Source organism: Mycobacterium sp. 852002-51163_SCH5372311 (assembly GCF_001667115.1).
GTDB lineage: Bacteria > Actinomycetota > Actinomycetes > Mycobacteriales > Mycobacteriaceae > Mycobacterium.
Genome location: NZ_LZIJ01000167.1, coordinates 46,174 through 63,219 on the forward strand (window position 1 = coordinate 46,174; position 17,046 = coordinate 63,219).

Here is a 17,046-nt window from a genome sequence, read left to right on the forward strand (position 1 = left end):
CGACATCTCCTCAAAGACGGGATCGTGGGGTCTTCGAGAATGGTCATAAGTAGACCGGATCGGCGGCCATGGGCCGTCGGGTTGGGCGATCGACACCCCTGGTTCGTGGTGGCGTTCGCAGTGCCGCTCACGGTCCTCGGCCTGGCCGGGGTCGCCACGAATCCGGCGCTATTCGTACCGCTGCTGGTGCTGGCCGGTTTTGCGTTGGTCGTCGTTGATTTCTACGGCTACCAGCGAAGAGAGGCTAAGGAACGAGCGCTGATCGCGGCGCGTCCCCCGAAGCGAAACCCCCAACCGCGCCCGGCCCCGGCGCCGACGCAGGTCAAGCTGAAGCAAACGCCCTCGGAGTTGGAAGCAGAGGCACGGGCGCGCGCAGATGCCGCCGAAGCCAAGGCCCAGGCCGCCCAAGCCGAAGCGCTGGCCGCCGAGGCACGCGCACGGGCGGAAGCAGCCGAAGCCCAGGCTCTGGCCGCCGAAGCAGAAGCGCTCGCCGCCGAAGCAGAAGCGCTGGCCGCCGAGGCACGCGCGCAAGCAGAAGCCGCCGCGGCAGAAGCACTCGCCGCCGAACCGGAGGCGCTGGCGGCCGAGGCACGGGCGCAAGCCGAAGCCGCCGAAGCCCAGGCCCTCGCCGCCGAAGCCCGGGCAAGGGGCCAGGCGCGGGCCGAAGCCGCTGAAACCGAAGCGCTGGCCGCCCAGGCGAGGGCGGAGGCCGAAGCCGCCGAAGCCGAGGCCATGGCCGCCGAGGCGCGCGCGCAAGCCGAAGCCGCCGAAGCCCTAGCCCAGGCCGCCAGGGCGCGGGAGCAGGCAGAAGCGGCCGAAGCCCAGGCTCGGGCCGCCGAGGCTCAGGCGCAGGCAGAAGCCGCCGAAGCCCAGACTCGGGCCGCTGAGGCGCGGGCACGGGCGCGAGCACGGACTGAAGCTGCCGAGGCCGAAGCCGTGGCCGCCCAAGCGAGGGCGGAGGCCGAAGCCGCCGAAGCCGAAGCGCGGGCCGCCGAGGTGTGGGCTGGGGCTGAAGCCGCCGAAGCTCAAGCGCTGGCCGCCGAGGCGCGGGCGCGGGCAGTCCGGTTGCGGCGTGAGGCGGAAGCCAAGACTGCGCGGCGCCCGAAGGAGGACCGCCCCCAGGGCGACTCACCCTAGGCTGCGCCCGGACGCAGAACGGGAGCCAGGGCCGACAGCGGGATATGCGCCTGGACAGTGCCACCGTCCATTGACCACTGCAACGCTCCGGGTGTGAAGTTGATCGGCTCGTCGTGGGCCACTGGATAATCGGGCATGTAGAGGATCAATTCGTCAGGTGTGATCGCCCACGCCTTGTATGCGCCGGAAAAGACCTTGTCGGGCGTCCAGCGATCGACGACGAACGGGTAGGTACCCGGATCATGCGGTGGTGCAGCCTGATTGAGCGCGGTTTCGACGAACGGCTGAGCCAACGGCGGGATAGCGGTGAGCGGATTGCCGTTCGTCAGGTCTGCCAGCTGCACTCGCCTGCCGCTTGCCATGTCGAAGGTGAAGGTTCGGTAGGCGTTGTTGGGTTTGGGCCCGTCGGCGTGGTAGTCCTCGTGAAAGACCGCGCTGAGCAAGTTGCCGTGGCGGAATACCTCGTAATTCTCCTCGCCATAGCTGTCTGCGGCCATGTGCGCGTTGGCGTTTCGCCAGTTGCCGACCAAGGTGCGCAGATAATCGCGGACCGTGGGGCCCGTGGTTGGGTTGTCGACGAGGTCGGCGGGGACGGCGACTTTGATGTCACGGACGGCATTGCGTTCGGAGGTCACCGTGGTGTGGCAGTACTGGCCGTCCCAGCCGCCGCCGAGCTCGCCGCAGAACGACTCGGACGAAGCATGGGCCGTGCCGGCGTGGGGCACTCCCGACATTCCGGCCGCTGCAACCAGAATCGAGGTGGCGACCAATCTTTTGATCATTGTTGGCTCCGAATGCCTTAGAGCAGTTGGACTTTGCTTGCCCGCCAGCGGCCGTCGACTTTGTCCATCGTCATCTTGATCCTGCTGCGATCGATACGCGGATCGGGCACCGCCATGTTGGTCACGGTCTGGTCGATGAAGACCAGTACGACGACCTTGTCGGTGGACGCGGAGGCAATCGCCGAGTCCACCACGACCCCGTGTGCCGTGGCCTTGTTGTCGATCAGCAGTTGCCGGAGTTGGACACTGGAATGGGTGTACATGTCTTTGAACTCGCCGGTGGCGCCGTCGAGCACCTGACGGAAGTTCTCGTCGACGTTGTTGGAGTCAATGCTGGTCAACACTTGCGCGTACTTGATTGCCGCTTGCTGGGCCTGCTGGCCGGCCACCTTGACCTGATGCTCTTGCCACTGCTTCCAGCCGAGGAATCCGGAAAGAGCCAGGGACGCAACAAGTAACAGCGGCAGCACACTGCGACGCAGATACTTCCGCCAGGGCCGTTTGCCGCGCTTGGTCTTCTCGGCTTTGTTCTTGGCCCGCTTGCCCAGCAACGGCCCGTCGTCGTCCTCGTCTTCGGAGGCGTCTTCGTCTTCGGAGTCGCCTTCGTCGACGTCACTGTCCGCTGCCTCGGTGTTCTCGGCGTCAAGATCTTCAGATTCCACGTCTTCGCTTGTGGATTCGGTCTTTTCAGCTTCGGCTTCGGCTTCGGCTTCGGCGGGCTTCTCAGTCGTGGTGGTCATCGTCATCTCCTTGGCGTAGATGTGTTGGGCTTAGTGCGGCGGTTCGATCGGCAGAACCGGGCCGCCGTACGGCGTGGGAATGGTGAAGCGGCCCTTGGGTGTTGGGTCGGTTCTCCTTCCCAGGTCCGCTCCCGGGGGCGGGCCTGCAGTGTCATCGCCACCTGGGCGCGGCGCGTTCTTGGCTCCCCGGATCCCGACCCCCGGGTCGTCGTCGCGGCAGTAGGTGTACATGAACGGCTCGTAGTAGTCGGCGGATGAAGGGGGATGCGTCGGTGTTCCGTAGTCGCACGCGTAGCGGGGGTAGAGTTCGGCAGTTGCCCACACGCCATGGTCGTGAAAGGCGCTCGCCACGGCGTCCAGTACCGACCCGCGGTAGTCGGGAAACAGCGCGTTGAGTGCCGGTACGCGCAAGTAGAGAAGCTGCGACGTGGTGGCCAGACTGCCCAGCAACTGCACCATGGTTTCGGAGTTGTCGTTGAACAGGCTGTCCACGGCGCTAAGCGTGCGCGGAGTGCGTTCGGTCAGGCGCCGATAGCCGGCCTGCATGCTGGCCACGCCCGCCAGGGTTCGATTCAGGCCGACGGTCGCCGCGGCCAAACCGGCGTTCTTATCGGCTGCCAGGGTCAGCACGACCCGGCTGGTCTTGATGATGCTGGTGGTTTGGGGCAGCACCGAATCGAGTGTGGAAAGCAGCATCGTGCCGCCGTCGACGATCGCGGCCAGCTTGGCCGGTCCCTCCTTGCTGAGGCTGAGTTCTTTCTTGATCAGCTCGATCTTGTGGGGATCGACCTGCGCCAGGAGTCCGTCGGCGTCGCCGAGCAGTTGCGCCAAGCTGACCGGCACGGTGGTGCGGTCGAGCGCGATGAAGCTGCCGTCGTGCAGATACGGGCCGGCGTCGGAAGTGGCTTCGAAGTCGATGTACTGCTCGCCGGCCGGAGACAGCGCGGACACGTGCACCACGGCGTTGGCGGGGATCCGCACCTTGGACGTGATACTGGCGACGGCATTCACGCCCCGGTCGGTGATCTGCAGCGACTCAACCCGTCCGATTCGCACACCGCGCAGCGAGACGTCCTGATTAGGTAGCAGGCCACCGGATTCCGCCAACTGAACGGTGACCCGATACGACGATGCGAACGGCGTCACCCGCAGCGCGCCGATCAGCAGGTACGCGGTCGCGACAACCAGGGTGAGCACGAGTCCGGCCACCGACAGCCAGACCTGGCGACGGTGGACTGCCCGCACCACGCCGACGATGGCGCTGGCGGCCGACTCGATCACGGCGGCGGTCCTGGCGTCAGGAGGCCCGGCAGGTGTGGTCCGGGCGCCTCGCCCGGCGGAGCTCCAGCAGGCGGTGGAGCGACAACGATCTCGCCCGGCACATTCGGATCGGGCATCACCGGCACCTGCACCGAGTTCGGCCCCCGCCCGACGACCCGTTCTTGCAGACGCCACAGGGTGTACTTCAGCGAGCCGACGAACTGGTTCCAGGTGTACCTGTTGGGCCCGTGCAGCCCTCTGTCGCCCGGGAACCCGATGTCGGGTATCGACCCGAGGATTAGTTGGTCGACACCTACATTCACCGAAATAGAGTTCCCCGCAGTCGATTTGACCAACGCGGGAATGAGCCGGTTCACGGACAGCCAACTGGTATCCGGACTTACCACGACATCGTTGGCGGCCGCGGCGACCGTATTCAGGTCGCGAATTATGCTTCGCCCGCTGGTATCAGTTCCCCCCAGCGACGGGAACCTGGCAAGCAACCGGCTGGTGTCACCGACTTGTATCACCAAGTTGGACAGTTCGGTGGTGTTGGCGGCCAGGGCGTCGGTAGCGGGATTGGCGGCGGCCATGAGTTCGGTGAGGCTCTGGTTCTTCGCGTCGAGTTGCTCACTGAGCCGGGACAATTCGGTCAATGCGTTGGAAATCTGTCCGGATCGGGAGTCCAGCGTGCCGAGCAGCTGGTTGGACTTGCGGATGAGATTTCCGAAGGCCTGGCCCTGGTCCCCGGTGGCCCTGCCGAACCCGTTGATGATGTTGGTGAAGTTGCGTACCGCGCCGCCGTTCACCAGGATGGCCGCCGAACTCAGCACTGACTCGACCGTGGCCGCGGACGCCGTCGAGTCCAAACCGATGGTGTCGCCGTCCTTGAGCATGGGTGCGTTAGGGGCGGCCTCAGCGGGTGGGCGAACGGACACGAACACGTCGCCAAGCGGGGTCGCGGTGCGCAACTCGGCGGTGCTGCCCTTAGGCAGGAGGACGCCGTTCCGGATGCGCAGCGTGGTGACGGCGGTGTAGTTGCGGGCGATCATCGCTTCGACCTGCCCCACGTCAGCGCCGGCGAGTTTCACCTTGGCGTTCATCGGCAGGTTGAGCGCGTTGCCGAACACGGCGGTCAGCTTGTAGCCTCCCGAACCAAGTCCGGGAGCCGGAAGGGGCAGGCTGGCAAGGCCATTGGTGGCGCATCCGGAACCGAAAACCGCCGCGGTCACGATCGCGGCAGCGGCTTTCCCTCGTGCACCTATCATTTCTGGCCCATCGCTGCCAGGCCGTCCAGCACATACGTCAAGCCGAAGTCCGGCCCGAAGTCTTGGATGGTTCCCGTGCTGCAGCCGAGTTGCCTGAGGCCCATCAGGTTGCAGATCTCTTTGGTCAACTGGCTGTCGAAAATCATCCGGTCGGTGAGGAAGTGCGCGCGCACCGCGCCGTTCTCGCGGTCGATCATGTTGTAGGCGTTGTCGGCCAGCAGTGGAGCCAAATCGAGAGTTTCGGCGAGTTCGCGCCGTTGGTCGGCAAGCGCCTTCACGGTGGTGTTGCCTTTGAGCAGGGCTTGCCTGACGGCCTCGCGATTGGCGTCGAGGAGGTCGCCGGCCCGCGCAACCAGCTGATCGAGTTTCTTTCCGGTGCTGCCGCTGCCGATGTCCTCGTCGGCCAGAATCTGGCTGACCTGATGGATGGTTGAGGCGAATTCACGCAGCTTGGTGTCGTTGGTAGCGGCAGCCTCGAACAGCGAGCTGATGTTCTTGACGATCGTGGTGATCTGCTCGCGGGTCTGCGCGCCGCCGTCGCTGCTCAACCGCAGCGCCTTGGACAGCTCGTCGAGTGCTCCCTTGATCTTGGCGCCGTTGCCGTCGACGACCTCGGTGCCACCGTTGATGACGTCGGCGATGGGCCCGCCACCGTGCCCGTCGCCTTCCAGCGACTTGGTCACCTTGTCCAGAACGGCTAGCACGCGGCTGAATTCGATGGGGGTCTTGGTGCGGAGCAAGCCGATGGTGTCGTGGTTCTCCAACACCGGGCCGCCGTGATAGGGCGGTGTGAGCTCGATGTGCCGGTCGGTGAGGATCGACGTCGACACGGTGACGGCTTGCGCGTTCGCCGGAACCTTGACGTTGCGATCCACGGTGAACGTGACCTCGACATAGCCGCCCCGCGGATTGATCTTGGTCACCTTGCCGACCGGCATGCCAAGGACGGACACCGCGTTGCCTTCGTACAAGCCTGAGGCACTGTCGAATTGGGCGGTCACCGTGATCGGTTCCGAGCCCTTGCCCAGATACCACCATCCCGCGCCGATTACCACCGCCAGCGATACCACGATGGCGACGACCGTTACGACCCGGCCTCTCATTTGCAGTCCTTGAAGTACGGGATCATCCCAAACTGCTGGGCGCGGCCGCTGATTGCGCACATCCACGAATCGATGAGCAGAGCGTTGGGGGCGTTGAAGCTGACCGCGTTGGCATCGCCGGTGAGGTTGGTCCCCTCGCGTAGGAAGATCGGGGTGATCTGTAGCAGATTGCGCAGCAGATCGTCATGGTGAGACATCATGTCGGTGAACTCGCGCACGTCTTTGAGCAACGCATCGATGCCCGACCGGTCGTTGACCACGAGCTGGTTCATCGTGTTCACCAGGCTGGTGAGGGATTGCATCATCGCGTGGAACACGGCACGACGCGCCACGAATTGGGATAGCAGGTCTTGCGCCTGGTTGACCACGTTGCCGATGTTGGATTGCTGGCGGCGCAAGGTGTTGGTGACCTGCTCGGTACTTTTGAGCAGCTGGCCCAATTGGTCTCGGCGTTGCGCAATGATCGACGACAACGAGTTGATGTTCGCCATTGCCTGGGGCACAACTGCCGGCAGCTTCTCGAGTTGCTTGCCCAGGACGGCAAGTGATTGCGCAAACCGGTCGGAGTCGACCTGCTCGAAAGTCGTTGTGGCATCCTTCAACGCGGCCTGCAGATCGTAGGGTACCTCGGTGTGTGACAGTTCGAATGTGTTGCGCGGCAACGAACCCGGACCATTGGGCTCGATCGCGAGATAACGCGAACCCAGGATGGTGGTGACCTTGATCGAGGCCTTGGAATTCTTGCCCAAGACGATGTCGTCGCGAATCTTCAGACCGGCCTCGACGTGGTCGCCATCCAACTTCATGCTGGTGATAGTGCCGACCGGTATGCCCGCAATCGTGATGGGATTCCCCGCTCGTAGCGACGCCGCCTGCAAAAACTCTGCGGTGTAATGCCGATAGCCGACACCGAGCATATGGACAACCAGCATGGACCCGATCACCACTGCGACCACCGCGGCCGCGATGAACCCGAGCCAGGTCGCGTTGTAGCTCTCGAGCGGACGCTTCCTCAGCCGCTCGAGGCGAAGCCGCACAGTCGAATCGGGCATCTGGGTCATCCGCCCCCCGTGTTCCTGCACCGCGGGGTGTGCCACGCCTTGTTTCCTGGCGTTGCCGCATTGATGATGATCGGCGTGACGTCATTGAGGCCGGGGAAGAAACCGAAAATGTTCACATCACATAGATAAGCGTTACCGTAGGCGCCTTTATTGGCGATGCGGGTGAGCCCTTTCAGCAGCAGCGGAATGTTGTCGCCGAAGAACGCCACCTGAGGTTCGACGTCAAGCAGGTGCCGCGTGACACCAGGCTTGCGGCTGATGAATTCGCGTAGCGCCGGGTAATCTTCCGCGGCGGCAGCCGACAGGTGGGTCGTCAGTCGCGACAGGGCGCCCACCGAGGCCACCAGTTCCGGACGCCGTTGGTCGAGGGCGGCAACTACGTCGCGAGTCTGGGTGAGGACACCGTCGAGATTGTCATTTTGAGCGGCAAGGTTGACGACCACCCGGTTGAGATTCGTGATGACGTCACCGAGCGCCTGATCGCGTCCGGCGAATGTCTCGGTGAGCGTGGATGTTTGGCTGACCAGGGTGGCAAGCGAAGAGGTGTCGCCCTGCAGTGACTCGATGACACCCTTGGTGAGATTGTCTGCGTCACGCGGGTTCAGCAGGCTGAACAGGGGCTCGTAGCCGTTGAGCAGCGCAGTGACGTCGAACGACTGTTCCGTACGTTCCAGCGGGATGGTGCTGCCCGGCGCGACTTGGCCGGGACTGCCTTCCTTGCCCAAAGACAGTCCCAGGTAACGCTGTCCGACGATGTTCTGGTAGATCACCGAGGCAACGGTGTTTCCGAACAAGTGCTGTTCCTGCTGCACCACGAAGGAAACTTTCGCGAGTTTGCCGTCAAGATCGATCTTTTCGACTCGGCCGACGCGCACGCCGGCCATCCGGACGTCGTCGCCCTCGCGAAGCCCGTACACATCGCTGAATACGGCTGAATACGAAGCCGTCTGACCGGCAACGTCACGCCGAAGGCTCACATAGACCAGCCAGGTGAGGGTCAACGCGACGACCATGAAGAGAGTCAGGCCGATGAGGGGACCACGGAATTTCATTTGGGTCCCCCAGCCGGCGGTGAATGAACCAGCGACACGGTCGTCCCGCGGGCCACTGGTCCCAGCAGCAGCTCGGTTGCGGCCGTGGCGGACCTGCCGGTGATCACGCTCAACATGTTTCGCTCGTAGTCGCTGCCGACGGGCCCGACGTTGCCGCCGAAGGACGACGTCCTGATCGATCCCGCTGCCGGAGGCCCTAGTAACGGCGGCGGGGGTGCTACTCCCCGCCCAGGCGGCCCCGGGTTCGGGTCGTCCGGGTTGGCGCTTTGCGGTACCGGCGGCGACGGGGTATGGAAAGGCGGCAGAGGCGGATTGGGATCTTGCAGGTTGGGCGGACCATTGATCAGCGGCGGACCCACAGCGACCAGGTTGCCGTCGGGACCGATGACCGTTCCTGGTGGCGGGGCAAGATCCTTGGGAGGCTGATAGTTCTGCGGCAGAAGCACTTCCGGCAGGTCAGGTTTGTTGGGAATCAGCGGCGCGGTGAAACAGCTCGGTCCCTTCAGCGAACCGTAGCGAGGACAGTCAGCACGGGTGTAGGCATACGTCTGGGTGAACGAAATCCTCGCTCGCATGTTGCCGACGCCGTTCTCCGGCATCCACACTTCCTCCATGAATTTGTTGGCCAAGTTGTCCAGCTTGGTGACCGCCGGCACGAAGTTGTTGGCCTTCATCGCCAGCACACCCAGCACCGGCGTGAGATCGGTCGAGATTCTGATGAGCTGATCGATATGGTTGGCGAACGATTGCCGCGTGGTGCCGACCGTGTAATCGGCGCCGGAGAGCAGTTCGGCCAGTTGTCCGCGTGTCTCGGCGAAGGTCTGCATCGGCACCACGGCCTGGTGCAGTGCGTCGACGAGGTCGGGAGCTGTCGACTGTAGCCCACGTGTCGCGTCGACGAGCGCGGAGACCGTAGACGGCCCGGCGTCGGTGCTGACGATCGAATTGAGCTGATCGATAAGGCGATTCAGCTGTGCTCCGTCGGTCAGCAGTGCCGCCCGGCGATGATCGGTGGCTGCAGCGAGCGCGGCGAGAATACCCACGGACCTGTCTTCGCGTCCGCGCCCGACCGCAGCCAGCAGATCGCGCAGCTTGCTGACGGTGGTCTGGAACAACACCGTCGGCAGCTGCTTGTCTTCCCCGATGTGCGCGCCCGCGCTGATCGTCGTCCCGGATCCGTTACCCACCAGCTGAACTGACGACACTGCGAACACGTTGGAAGGCACCACTCGAGCGGTAACCGCCGCCGGAATCGACTTGGCGTACTCGGGTTTCAGATCGATGTGGACGTAGTTGGGCTTTCCGTTGGTCGCGGGCACGACGCTGCTGACCATGCCGACAAGCACACCGTGATACTTGACGTCGGATTTCTGCGGCAGGCCATCGCCCACGTTGACCAGATCGGCGACCACCCGCACGTAGTCGTCGAGCCGGCCCGTCGACTTGAACAACAGCCCCACGGTGAGCAGGGATGCCACCAGCGCAACCGCCACCCCGTAGCCCAGCAATTGTCGGTCAGAGGGGCCGCGACCGTCCGTGTCATAGGAATTCGGCATGTACTACCCACCGAACCTTGCGCCGGCGTCGACGCCCCACAACGCCATTGTCAGCAGCATGTTCACCATGATCACGACGGTGATGCTGGCCCTCATGCCGTGCCCCGCGGCCACTCCCACGCCCTCGGGACCTCCGCTGGCGTAATAGCCGTAGTAGCACTGGATCGTCGAGGCGATCCACACGAAAATGACTGCCTTGAACAAGGAGTAGACGATGTCCTTGCCCGCCAGCATCAGCGTGAAGTAGTGCAAATACGACCCCGTGGAGCCTCCGCTGCTGACCCCTACCACCACCTGAGTGGTCAGGTAGCCGATGGCCAGACACGCCGCATAAAGCGGGACCGTCGCGACAACGGAGGCAATCAGTCTGGTGGTCACCAGGAACGGAATAGGCCGAATCGCAATCGATTCCATGGCGTCGATCTCTTCGGCGATGCGCATCGAGCCCAGCTGTGCGGTGAACCGGCAGCCGCCTTGCATGGCAAACGCGAGGGAGGCCATCAGTGGGGCCAGCTCTCGGGTATTGACCAACGAAGACACGAATCCGGTCGCGGGTCCCAGGCCCAGCAGGTCGAGGAAGTTGTAACCTTCGATGCCGACCAATGCGCCGACGGTCATGCCCAGTACCACGGCCACGCCCGCGGTGCCGCCGCCCACCACGATCGAGCCATTGCCCCAAGTAATGTTCGACAGCAGCCTGAGAAACTCGTGGTGGTACTGACGCAACGCGATCGGCACGGCGACCACGGCCCGCACGAAGAAGACCAGCATGTGGCCCAGCCGAGTGATCGGCTTGACGGTTCTGCGATAGAGCCGAAGCAGCCGCGTCGTGACCGGCGCCAGCGGCAGGTAAGCGGACGCTGCCACTGCTAAAGCCCCGTCCTGGGCACCAGCATGATGTAGAGCTGGCTGATGGCGACGTTGACGATCATCAGCAGCAGGATCGCTTCGACGACGGCGGCATTCACTGAATTCGCGACACCGGTCGGTCCGCCCTTGGTAGACAAGCCTTTTTGCGCCGACACCACCGCCACGATGGCACCGAACACGATTGCCTTGAGCAGCGCCAGGATCATGTCGTCGGTAGTTGCGAACGACGCGAACGTCGCGACGAAGCTGCCAGGGGCGCCGTTTTGGAAGTACACGTTGAACATGTAGCTAGCGAAAAACCCGACGAAGCATACGACTCCGGTGAGCGCGACGCCGATCATGATCGCGGCCGCGAAGCGCGGTACCACCAGGCGACGGATTACTGATACGCCCATCACTTCCATGGCGTCGGTTTCTTCACGCATGGTCCGCGAACCCAGGTCGGCGGTGATCGCCGACCCGACGGCCGACGCCATGAGAACCGCGGCAACCAGCGACGCGCCCTGACGAATGACCGCGAGTCCGCTGGCCGCGCCGGCCAGTGAGGTGGCACCGACTTGCCCGGCCAGTAGCGCGAACTGGATTGACAACGTGACGCTGATCGGCAACGACACCAGGATCGTCGGCAACACGGCCGTGCCGGCCATGAACGCCCCCTGCCGGACGAACTCCTGCCATTGGAACCGGCCGGTCAGCAGATCGAAGAAGAAGTATTGAACGGTGCGCACACCCAGGACGAACTGTTCACCGACCGTCGTCAAAGAGGCCACGGGATGGCGCCGGACGTATCCGACAGACCAGTCCTGGATAGCGGTGACGCCAGCCTGTTGCGCGGTCATTGGGCGACCGGCAATCGGTGGAGCAAAGTGATGTCATCGCTCATCGCGCACCAGCAGCCGCATCCATCGGCGCTCTCCCCACCACTAAGTCCTGAGTGCCGAGCAGGAGAGTCGGGTGCCTCAACGGCTATCTTCACTAAGATAGCGCTATCAGTCGCCACGATTCCGCAGCTCATTCAGTCGCGGTAACACGCTAGCCTACTTGATAGCGACTTTCAATAGTGTAGAGTCACTCTCCTGCGAGCGTCGCCGCACGGCACAGATGCCTCGTGATTCCAGATTGACGAAGGCGAGGACATGTCCTCAGCAAACAGTGGTTCGTTGCGGGACCGGCGGCGCGCGGAGCTGCTTTCCGAGATCCAGCACACCGCGCACAAGCTCTTCGCCGAACATGGGTTTGCTGCCGTTACAACCGAGGACATCGCCGCCGCCGCGGGAATCTCGATCAGTACTTATTTCCGGCACGCGCCCACCAAAGAGGGTTTGCTTGTCGATCCCGTGCGGGATGCAATCAGCGAGATCGTCACGACGTACAGTGCACGGCCGGCCGAAGAATCGGCCGTCGAAGCGCTGATCCAACTTTTCGTCACCCACGCCCAAGACGCGAGTCAGCCCAATGTCGATACCTGGCACCAAGCGGTCTCGACCGCCCCCCATCTATTGAGCAAATCATCGCTAGTAAGCAAAGACGACGAGCGCCGCTTCGTAGAGTACGTCGCGTGTCGCATGGGCGTGGATCCGTCGGTCGATATTCGTCCCGCGCTGCTGGTCCACACCAGCATGGCCACAGTCAAATTCGTGCTTGACCGGTGGCTGGTCCCGGATAGCGTCCCGAGCGCTCCGTTCCATGTCCAGTTGGAGGAAGCGCTGCGTATCACCCTTGCGGGGTTTGACTAGTTTGCTCGCTCTGGGGGGCTCGAGAGTTACCGCAAAAGTCTTGTTCCCCAATTACTTCGACATTAAAGCGTGGGGCCGGAGCATCGACGACCTCAACGGTCACTCTGGTACCCGCAGCGAAGGAGTGTGTCTTTGTGTCCGACTCGTAGCGACAATTAGCTTGTCGCGCAACAGTTGTCGCCGGCCGCGCGCCAAGCCCACGGCCGCCGCGTTGATTCTGCGCTGACGGTGTGGCGCACTCGAACTGCTGCGCCGTAGACGCAGAGCCAATGCCGTAAGGCGCGCCGGCGCGACCTATTCGGGTGAAGCGTCGTCAATGCGCCACAGGCGGGCGCGACTTTCTTTGATGGCGACCAGTTCAATCAGGCCGCTGACCGTGAGGACGGGCATCAGGGTTGGGTGGGCGATTAGACGTATGTGATCGGCCCGGTTGTACAAAGCGTTGATGGCAGCGCTGTCCAGGTATTCCACGGAGCTGAAGTCGATAGTGAGCTTTTCGCCGCTACTAGTGGCCTCGGCCGTGGCGGTAGCGAGAGCTTGCTCGAATGCGTCTATATTGCTCAGATCGATTTCACCGGCGGCGATCAGCACGAGTGTCCCGTCGTCGTCGCGCGCGGTGTCGAGAGTAAGGGACGTCGGCATCATGTGATCCTCGCGGATAGACGAACTGTGGTTCCGGCGTCGGGCTTTATGGTGACGTCGTGCATGAGCCCTCGCATGAGGGTGATGCCCCGACCGCGGTGGAGGTTGGCGGCCGGTTGCGGAGGCTTCCACGAGCCGGTGTCAGTGATCGTCACCTGCACGTGATCGACAAGCGCGAGCGCCCCGAGCCTGATGGTGCCCTCGGGACTGAAACGATGCCCGTGCTCGATGGCGTTGGCAACAGCTTCTCCGGCCGCGATGAGCACGTTCACAGGCTGATCCGGGTCCACCCGAGCTCGACTTAACCAGCTGCGCAAAGCTTTTCGGGTTGGCGCGAGATTGCTGGCACGGGCGGGAAACTTTATCTCCAGCGGGGCGGGATGCCGGTACAGCAACATGGCAACGTCGTCTTGATAGCCGCCGCTTGGTGCGAGACGCGACATGATCTGGGTCGCCAAATCATCCAGCTCCCACGTGAGGCCTTCCTTCAGAAGGCTGGCAGCACGGGATATGCCGTCGTCCAGTGGAATACGGCGACGTTCCACCAGCCCGTCGGTGTAGAGCAGTAGGGTCGCGTGTGCCCGTAGGGTCACGCGGGCTTCGGGTCGGGGCCGGTCGGGTCGTATTCCCAATGCGATGGTGTGGCCATCATCGAGTATCCGGGTGGTTCCATCGGCGTGGACCAAAATGGGCGGCGGGTGGCCGGCACTGGAGTACACCAGTTCACCGGTTTCTGGGTTGAGCACCGCGCAGACGGCGGTGGTGCTCTGGGCACCAGGCAGCCGGGCTGCGAAACGATCAAGTCCCGCGAGAGCGGCTGCGGGGCTGGGATTCTCGAACAGCAGCGCGCGGCAAGCGCTGCGCACCTGTCCCATTATGGTCGCCGCGGCGAGGCCATGGCCGACGCAGTCACCCACAATCAATGCGATGCGGCCGTCGTCCAGGTCGACGACGTCGTACCAGTCACCGCCGACCTGCAGAGGTCGGGTGGCAGCCTGATAGCGCACCGAGAACCCGTGCGGCAGAGCAGCAGGACCCAGGATTGCGTGTTGCAGCGCAAGCGCTGTTTCGCGCTGCTGATCGACTTGGTGCACCCGTTGCAGGCCCTGGCCCAGGCGGCCGGCCAGCACGGTTAACAAGGTCTGGTCCTCGAGGGTGAATGGCCGTTGCTCCGCCAGATCGATCCGAACGACAAGCACGCCCTCGGGATGCTGCAGCGCGATGGCCGCTGTCCCGGGCTTTGTCGTGTTCGGGGTGAGTAGCTCGCCGTCTCGCATCGAGCTGAGCATCTTTCGGGTGTCTGAAGGCAGATCCACCCACTGTGTGCTCTCGCCGACCGATACCAAGTCCAATGCGTCAGAAGCATTTTCCGCGGCTGAGGTGTGCGCGGGAAAGGTGACGGCCAAGACCCGTCGTGCCCGCCATAGTCGACGCAGTTCCTCGGCTGCTGCGTACACAGCGTCATTGACGGTGTCCGCTTGGGCCAGTTCCTGGTTGAGCGCATGTTCGCGACCTGCCGCCAGCGCCAATGCAATTGCAGCGTGTCGGGCAAAGTCGCTGACCAGGTCGAGGTAATCGTCACCAAAACGCGGCTGATGCGGGTCGCGGGCGACCGCGATCACACCAAGCACCGCGTCGTCCGCAATGAGCGGCATGACGATCGCCGAGCGCTCACCGACATCGGTGAATCCTTCGATCGGATATTGGAAGGACTCGGTAATCAGCGGTAAGCCGCGGCGCGCAACGCCGCCTGTGGTGGAGCCGTCCATCGGAACCTGCCGACCAATCACCTCCGACGCGTAACGACCTGCGGTGGCGGCGACAACGAGGGTGTCGACGTCGTCGGCGGGCAGATCGGGCTCTCTCGGAACCAGCAAGATGGCCTGCTCGGCACCGGCCAGCTCGAGCGCTCGGTTCACGATGAGTTGCAACGGCCCCGTCTGTGGATCACCGGACAGCAGCGCGGTCGTGATCTCGCGACTTGCCTTCATCCATCGCGCCGACTCACGTTCTCGCTCGAAAAGTCGCGCGTTGTCGATGGCGGCGGCCGCCGCTGTGGCCAGTGCGCGGACGGCTCTTTCCTGCGCGTCGGTAAACACGCGGTCGGGCCGATCGTCGGCCAGGTAAAGGTTCCCGAAGATCGCTGCCCGCACCTTGATCGGTATTCCGAGGAATGCGCGCATCGGTGCGCCATCTGCGCGCAGTTCGGACGCCTGCGGATGTTGACTCAAATCATCGAGGCGCAGACCGTCGCCTACCTGGACACCGCCGAGCCGCCGCGCTGTGTCCTCGTCGATTCCCGTGTGGACGAATGAGACCAGGGTGCCGTCAGGCGCGAGTATGCCCAGCGCCCCATATCGGGCACCGGTCAATTCGATCGCCCCACTGACGATTCGCCGCAACGTCACATTCAGATCGAGATCGGAACCGATTTCGACGATGACCCGCACCAGTTGTTCCATCTGGTCGTTAGCTGCCTGCAGCTCGCCAAACTGTTCATTCACTCGGCTCACCGGCTCACGGATGATCTGCCAGGAGATTGCGGGTCCGCCGGTCGCTGTCCATGACTACAAACCTAATCGGTCAAGGTGCGTCACCACAGCGTTAACCGACGACCCGACTTCGGAAGTCTGCGTGGTTCTAGCCACGGGCGCGTTGATTCTGCGCTGGGGGCGCGGCGCACTCGAGCTTTTGCGCCATAGACGCATAGCCAATGCGGATCGCGTGGTACTCGTCTGCGAGTTTGTGAAGATTGCCAGCGGCTATCGGCGGCTTCCCGTACGGTGCAATCGCGTCGCGATTTTGGGCGACAATGTGCAAGTTTCCGGGTCGATTTGGTAAGGCCTTTGGTCGCGGTGCACAGCTCATTACAGATGGCCGCACGACCCAACTGGTCTGCATCAAGCCTTACAGTGATGTATGTTGTGGTGTATGAAGCGGACGAACATCTACCTCGACGAGGAGCAGACGGCGGCACTCGACCGACTGGCGGTGCAAGAGGGCGTGTCCCGTGCTGAAGTGATTCGCCAGCTCCTGGACCGCGCGCTGTCGAGTTCCGAAGCGAGTCTCGCCTCAGACCTTCACGCAATTGAACATTCGTTCGGCGCTCTGCGTGATGTTGACGTGACGGTACGAGGACGGGGCGGCCGCGAAGAGCACCTTGCACGAATCTGGGGCCGCTCATCGTGATGTTGGTCGACTCGGATGTGTTGATCGCGCATCTACGCGGGTTTGGCGCGGCGCAAGACTGGCTCATCGGCGCTCGAAGCGAGGGCCCCCTCGCGGTTAGTGTGGTGTCGATAGCCGAGCTTGTCGGCGACATGCGGTCAGTTGAGCTTCGCGAAGTGTGGCAACTGCTTTCATCGTTTCGCGCGGAACCGGTGACAGAGATCATCGCTCGACGTGCCGGCGAAATGATGCGCCGATATCGCCGCAGTCACACCGGTATTGGACTCGGCGACTACCTCATCGCAGCAACCGCGGATGTCAAAGGGCTGGATCTGGCAACGCTGAACGTACGACACTTCCCGATGTTCAAACATCTGCGACCACCATTTGCGACACCGGCTGGGTAGCCGTCTTAAAAGACGCCCGGCCCATGTGTTGTGGACTGTCGAGTAGTCGCGCACGCGCCGCTTACGCAGGCGAGTTAGCCAGGGCTGCAAGCGAAGTGAACACAACCGCCGCCGCACCGAGAAGCGTTGATGACCGAATGAGACGATGCCCGCGTGGATGCAGGCGAACGCATCCGGCGAATCACAAACTGCTCACTTGACCGCCCGCCGTCGTGAGCGAGATGTTTCGTTGATGTGGGGTCAGCACGGTGTGGAGGATCTATC

Annotated in this window: 16 protein-coding genes; 4 read left to right on the top strand and 12 right to left on the bottom strand. The window is 63.4% G+C overall.

Annotated elements, in window-relative coordinates; genetic code table 11:
* Window positions 1-39: 39 nt before the first annotated feature.
* A complete protein-coding gene (locus tag A5791_RS18550) occupies window positions 40-1,137 on the top strand; it encodes a hypothetical protein (RefSeq protein ID WP_156661491.1) in 1,098 nt (365 codons plus the stop codon).
* Here A5791_RS18550 and A5791_RS18555 read toward each other — a convergent pair.
* Genes A5791_RS18555 through A5791_RS18600 form a run of 10 tightly spaced genes read right to left on the bottom strand, consistent with a single transcriptional unit; the run spans window position 1,134 to window position 11,668 of the window.
* Window positions 1,134-1,919, bottom strand: a complete 786-nt coding sequence (locus A5791_RS18555) for a mannan-binding family protein (protein ID WP_067239961.1) — start codon at window positions 1,917-1,919, stop codon at window positions 1,134-1,136. The two genes, A5791_RS18550 and A5791_RS18555, sit on opposite strands and share 4 nt — an antisense overlap.
* 17 nt (window positions 1,920-1,936) lie before the next feature.
* A complete protein-coding gene (locus A5791_RS18560; protein WP_067239963.1) occupies window positions 1,937-2,665 on the bottom strand; it encodes a tetratricopeptide repeat protein in 729 nt (242 codons plus the stop codon).
* Window positions 2,666-2,689: 24 nt separating this feature from the next.
* On the bottom strand, window positions 2,690-3,940 hold the full coding sequence (locus A5791_RS18565) for an MlaD family protein (protein ID WP_067239965.1): 1,251 nt from the start codon (window positions 3,938-3,940) through the stop codon (window positions 2,690-2,692).
* Entirely contained in the window at window positions 3,937-5,187 is a 1,251-nt protein-coding gene (locus A5791_RS18570; RefSeq protein WP_067239968.1) for an MlaD family protein, read from the bottom strand. Before A5791_RS18570 ends, A5791_RS18565 begins: the two co-directional genes overlap by 4 nt.
* Window positions 5,184-6,290: an MCE family protein gene (locus A5791_RS18575; protein ID WP_067239970.1), complete on the bottom strand. Its 1,107-nt coding sequence runs from the start codon at window positions 6,288-6,290 to the stop codon at window positions 5,184-5,186. The genes A5791_RS18570 and A5791_RS18575 overlap by 4 nt, the downstream gene beginning before the upstream one ends.
* Window positions 6,287-7,342: an MCE family protein gene (locus A5791_RS18580; RefSeq protein ID WP_067240024.1), complete on the bottom strand. Its 1,056-nt coding sequence runs from the start codon at window positions 7,340-7,342 to the stop codon at window positions 6,287-6,289. The genes A5791_RS18575 and A5791_RS18580 overlap by 4 nt, the downstream gene beginning before the upstream one ends.
* A 5-nt stretch (window positions 7,343-7,347) precedes the next feature.
* Window positions 7,348-8,403, bottom strand: a complete 1,056-nt coding sequence (locus A5791_RS18585) for an MCE family protein (protein WP_067239973.1) — start codon at window positions 8,401-8,403, stop codon at window positions 7,348-7,350.
* A complete protein-coding gene (locus tag A5791_RS18590) occupies window positions 8,400-9,959 on the bottom strand; it encodes an MlaD family protein (RefSeq protein ID WP_067239979.1) in 1,560 nt (519 codons plus the stop codon). Before A5791_RS18590 ends, A5791_RS18585 begins: the two co-directional genes overlap by 4 nt.
* A 3-nt stretch (window positions 9,960-9,962) precedes the next feature.
* Window positions 9,963-10,826: an ABC transporter permease gene (locus A5791_RS18595; RefSeq protein ID WP_067239980.1), complete on the bottom strand. Its 864-nt coding sequence runs from the start codon at window positions 10,824-10,826 to the stop codon at window positions 9,963-9,965.
* Window positions 10,827-10,828: 2 nt separating this feature from the next.
* Window positions 10,829-11,668 carry an ABC transporter permease gene (locus tag A5791_RS18600; protein WP_067239981.1) on the bottom strand — a complete coding sequence of 280 codons (840 nt, stop codon included), beginning with the start codon at window positions 11,666-11,668 and terminating at the stop codon, window positions 10,829-10,831.
* A gap of 297 nt (window positions 11,669-11,965) precedes the next feature.
* Between A5791_RS18600 and A5791_RS18605 the strand changes: the two genes are divergently transcribed.
* On the top strand, window positions 11,966-12,565 hold the full coding sequence (locus A5791_RS18605; protein ID WP_067239983.1) for a TetR/AcrR family transcriptional regulator: 600 nt from the start codon (window positions 11,966-11,968) through the stop codon (window positions 12,563-12,565).
* Between the two features lie 294 nt (window positions 12,566-12,859).
* Here A5791_RS18605 and A5791_RS18610 read toward each other — a convergent pair whose 3' ends face one another.
* Entirely contained in the window at window positions 12,860-13,207 is a 348-nt protein-coding gene (locus tag A5791_RS18610) for an STAS domain-containing protein (RefSeq protein WP_067240027.1), read from the bottom strand.
* Window positions 13,207-15,669, bottom strand: coding sequence for a SpoIIE family protein phosphatase (locus tag A5791_RS18615; protein WP_082967009.1), 2,463 nt, complete (start codon window positions 15,667-15,669; stop codon window positions 13,207-13,209). Before A5791_RS18615 ends, A5791_RS18610 begins: the two co-directional genes overlap by 1 nt.
* A 469-nt stretch (window positions 15,670-16,138) precedes the next feature.
* Here A5791_RS18615 and A5791_RS18620 point away from each other — a divergent pair, with 469 nt between their 5' ends.
* Together A5791_RS18620 and A5791_RS18625 are read left to right on the top strand one after the other, a co-directional pair.
* Window positions 16,139-16,396: a CopG family transcriptional regulator gene (locus A5791_RS18620; protein ID WP_067239988.1), complete on the top strand. Its 258-nt coding sequence runs from the start codon at window positions 16,139-16,141 to the stop codon at window positions 16,394-16,396.
* Window positions 16,393-16,782 carry a type II toxin-antitoxin system VapC family toxin gene (locus tag A5791_RS18625; protein ID WP_067239991.1) on the top strand — a complete coding sequence of 130 codons (390 nt, stop codon included), beginning with the start codon at window positions 16,393-16,395 and terminating at the stop codon, window positions 16,780-16,782. Before A5791_RS18620 ends, A5791_RS18625 begins: the two co-directional genes overlap by 4 nt.
* The last annotated feature ends 264 nt before the right edge of the window (window positions 16,783-17,046 follow it).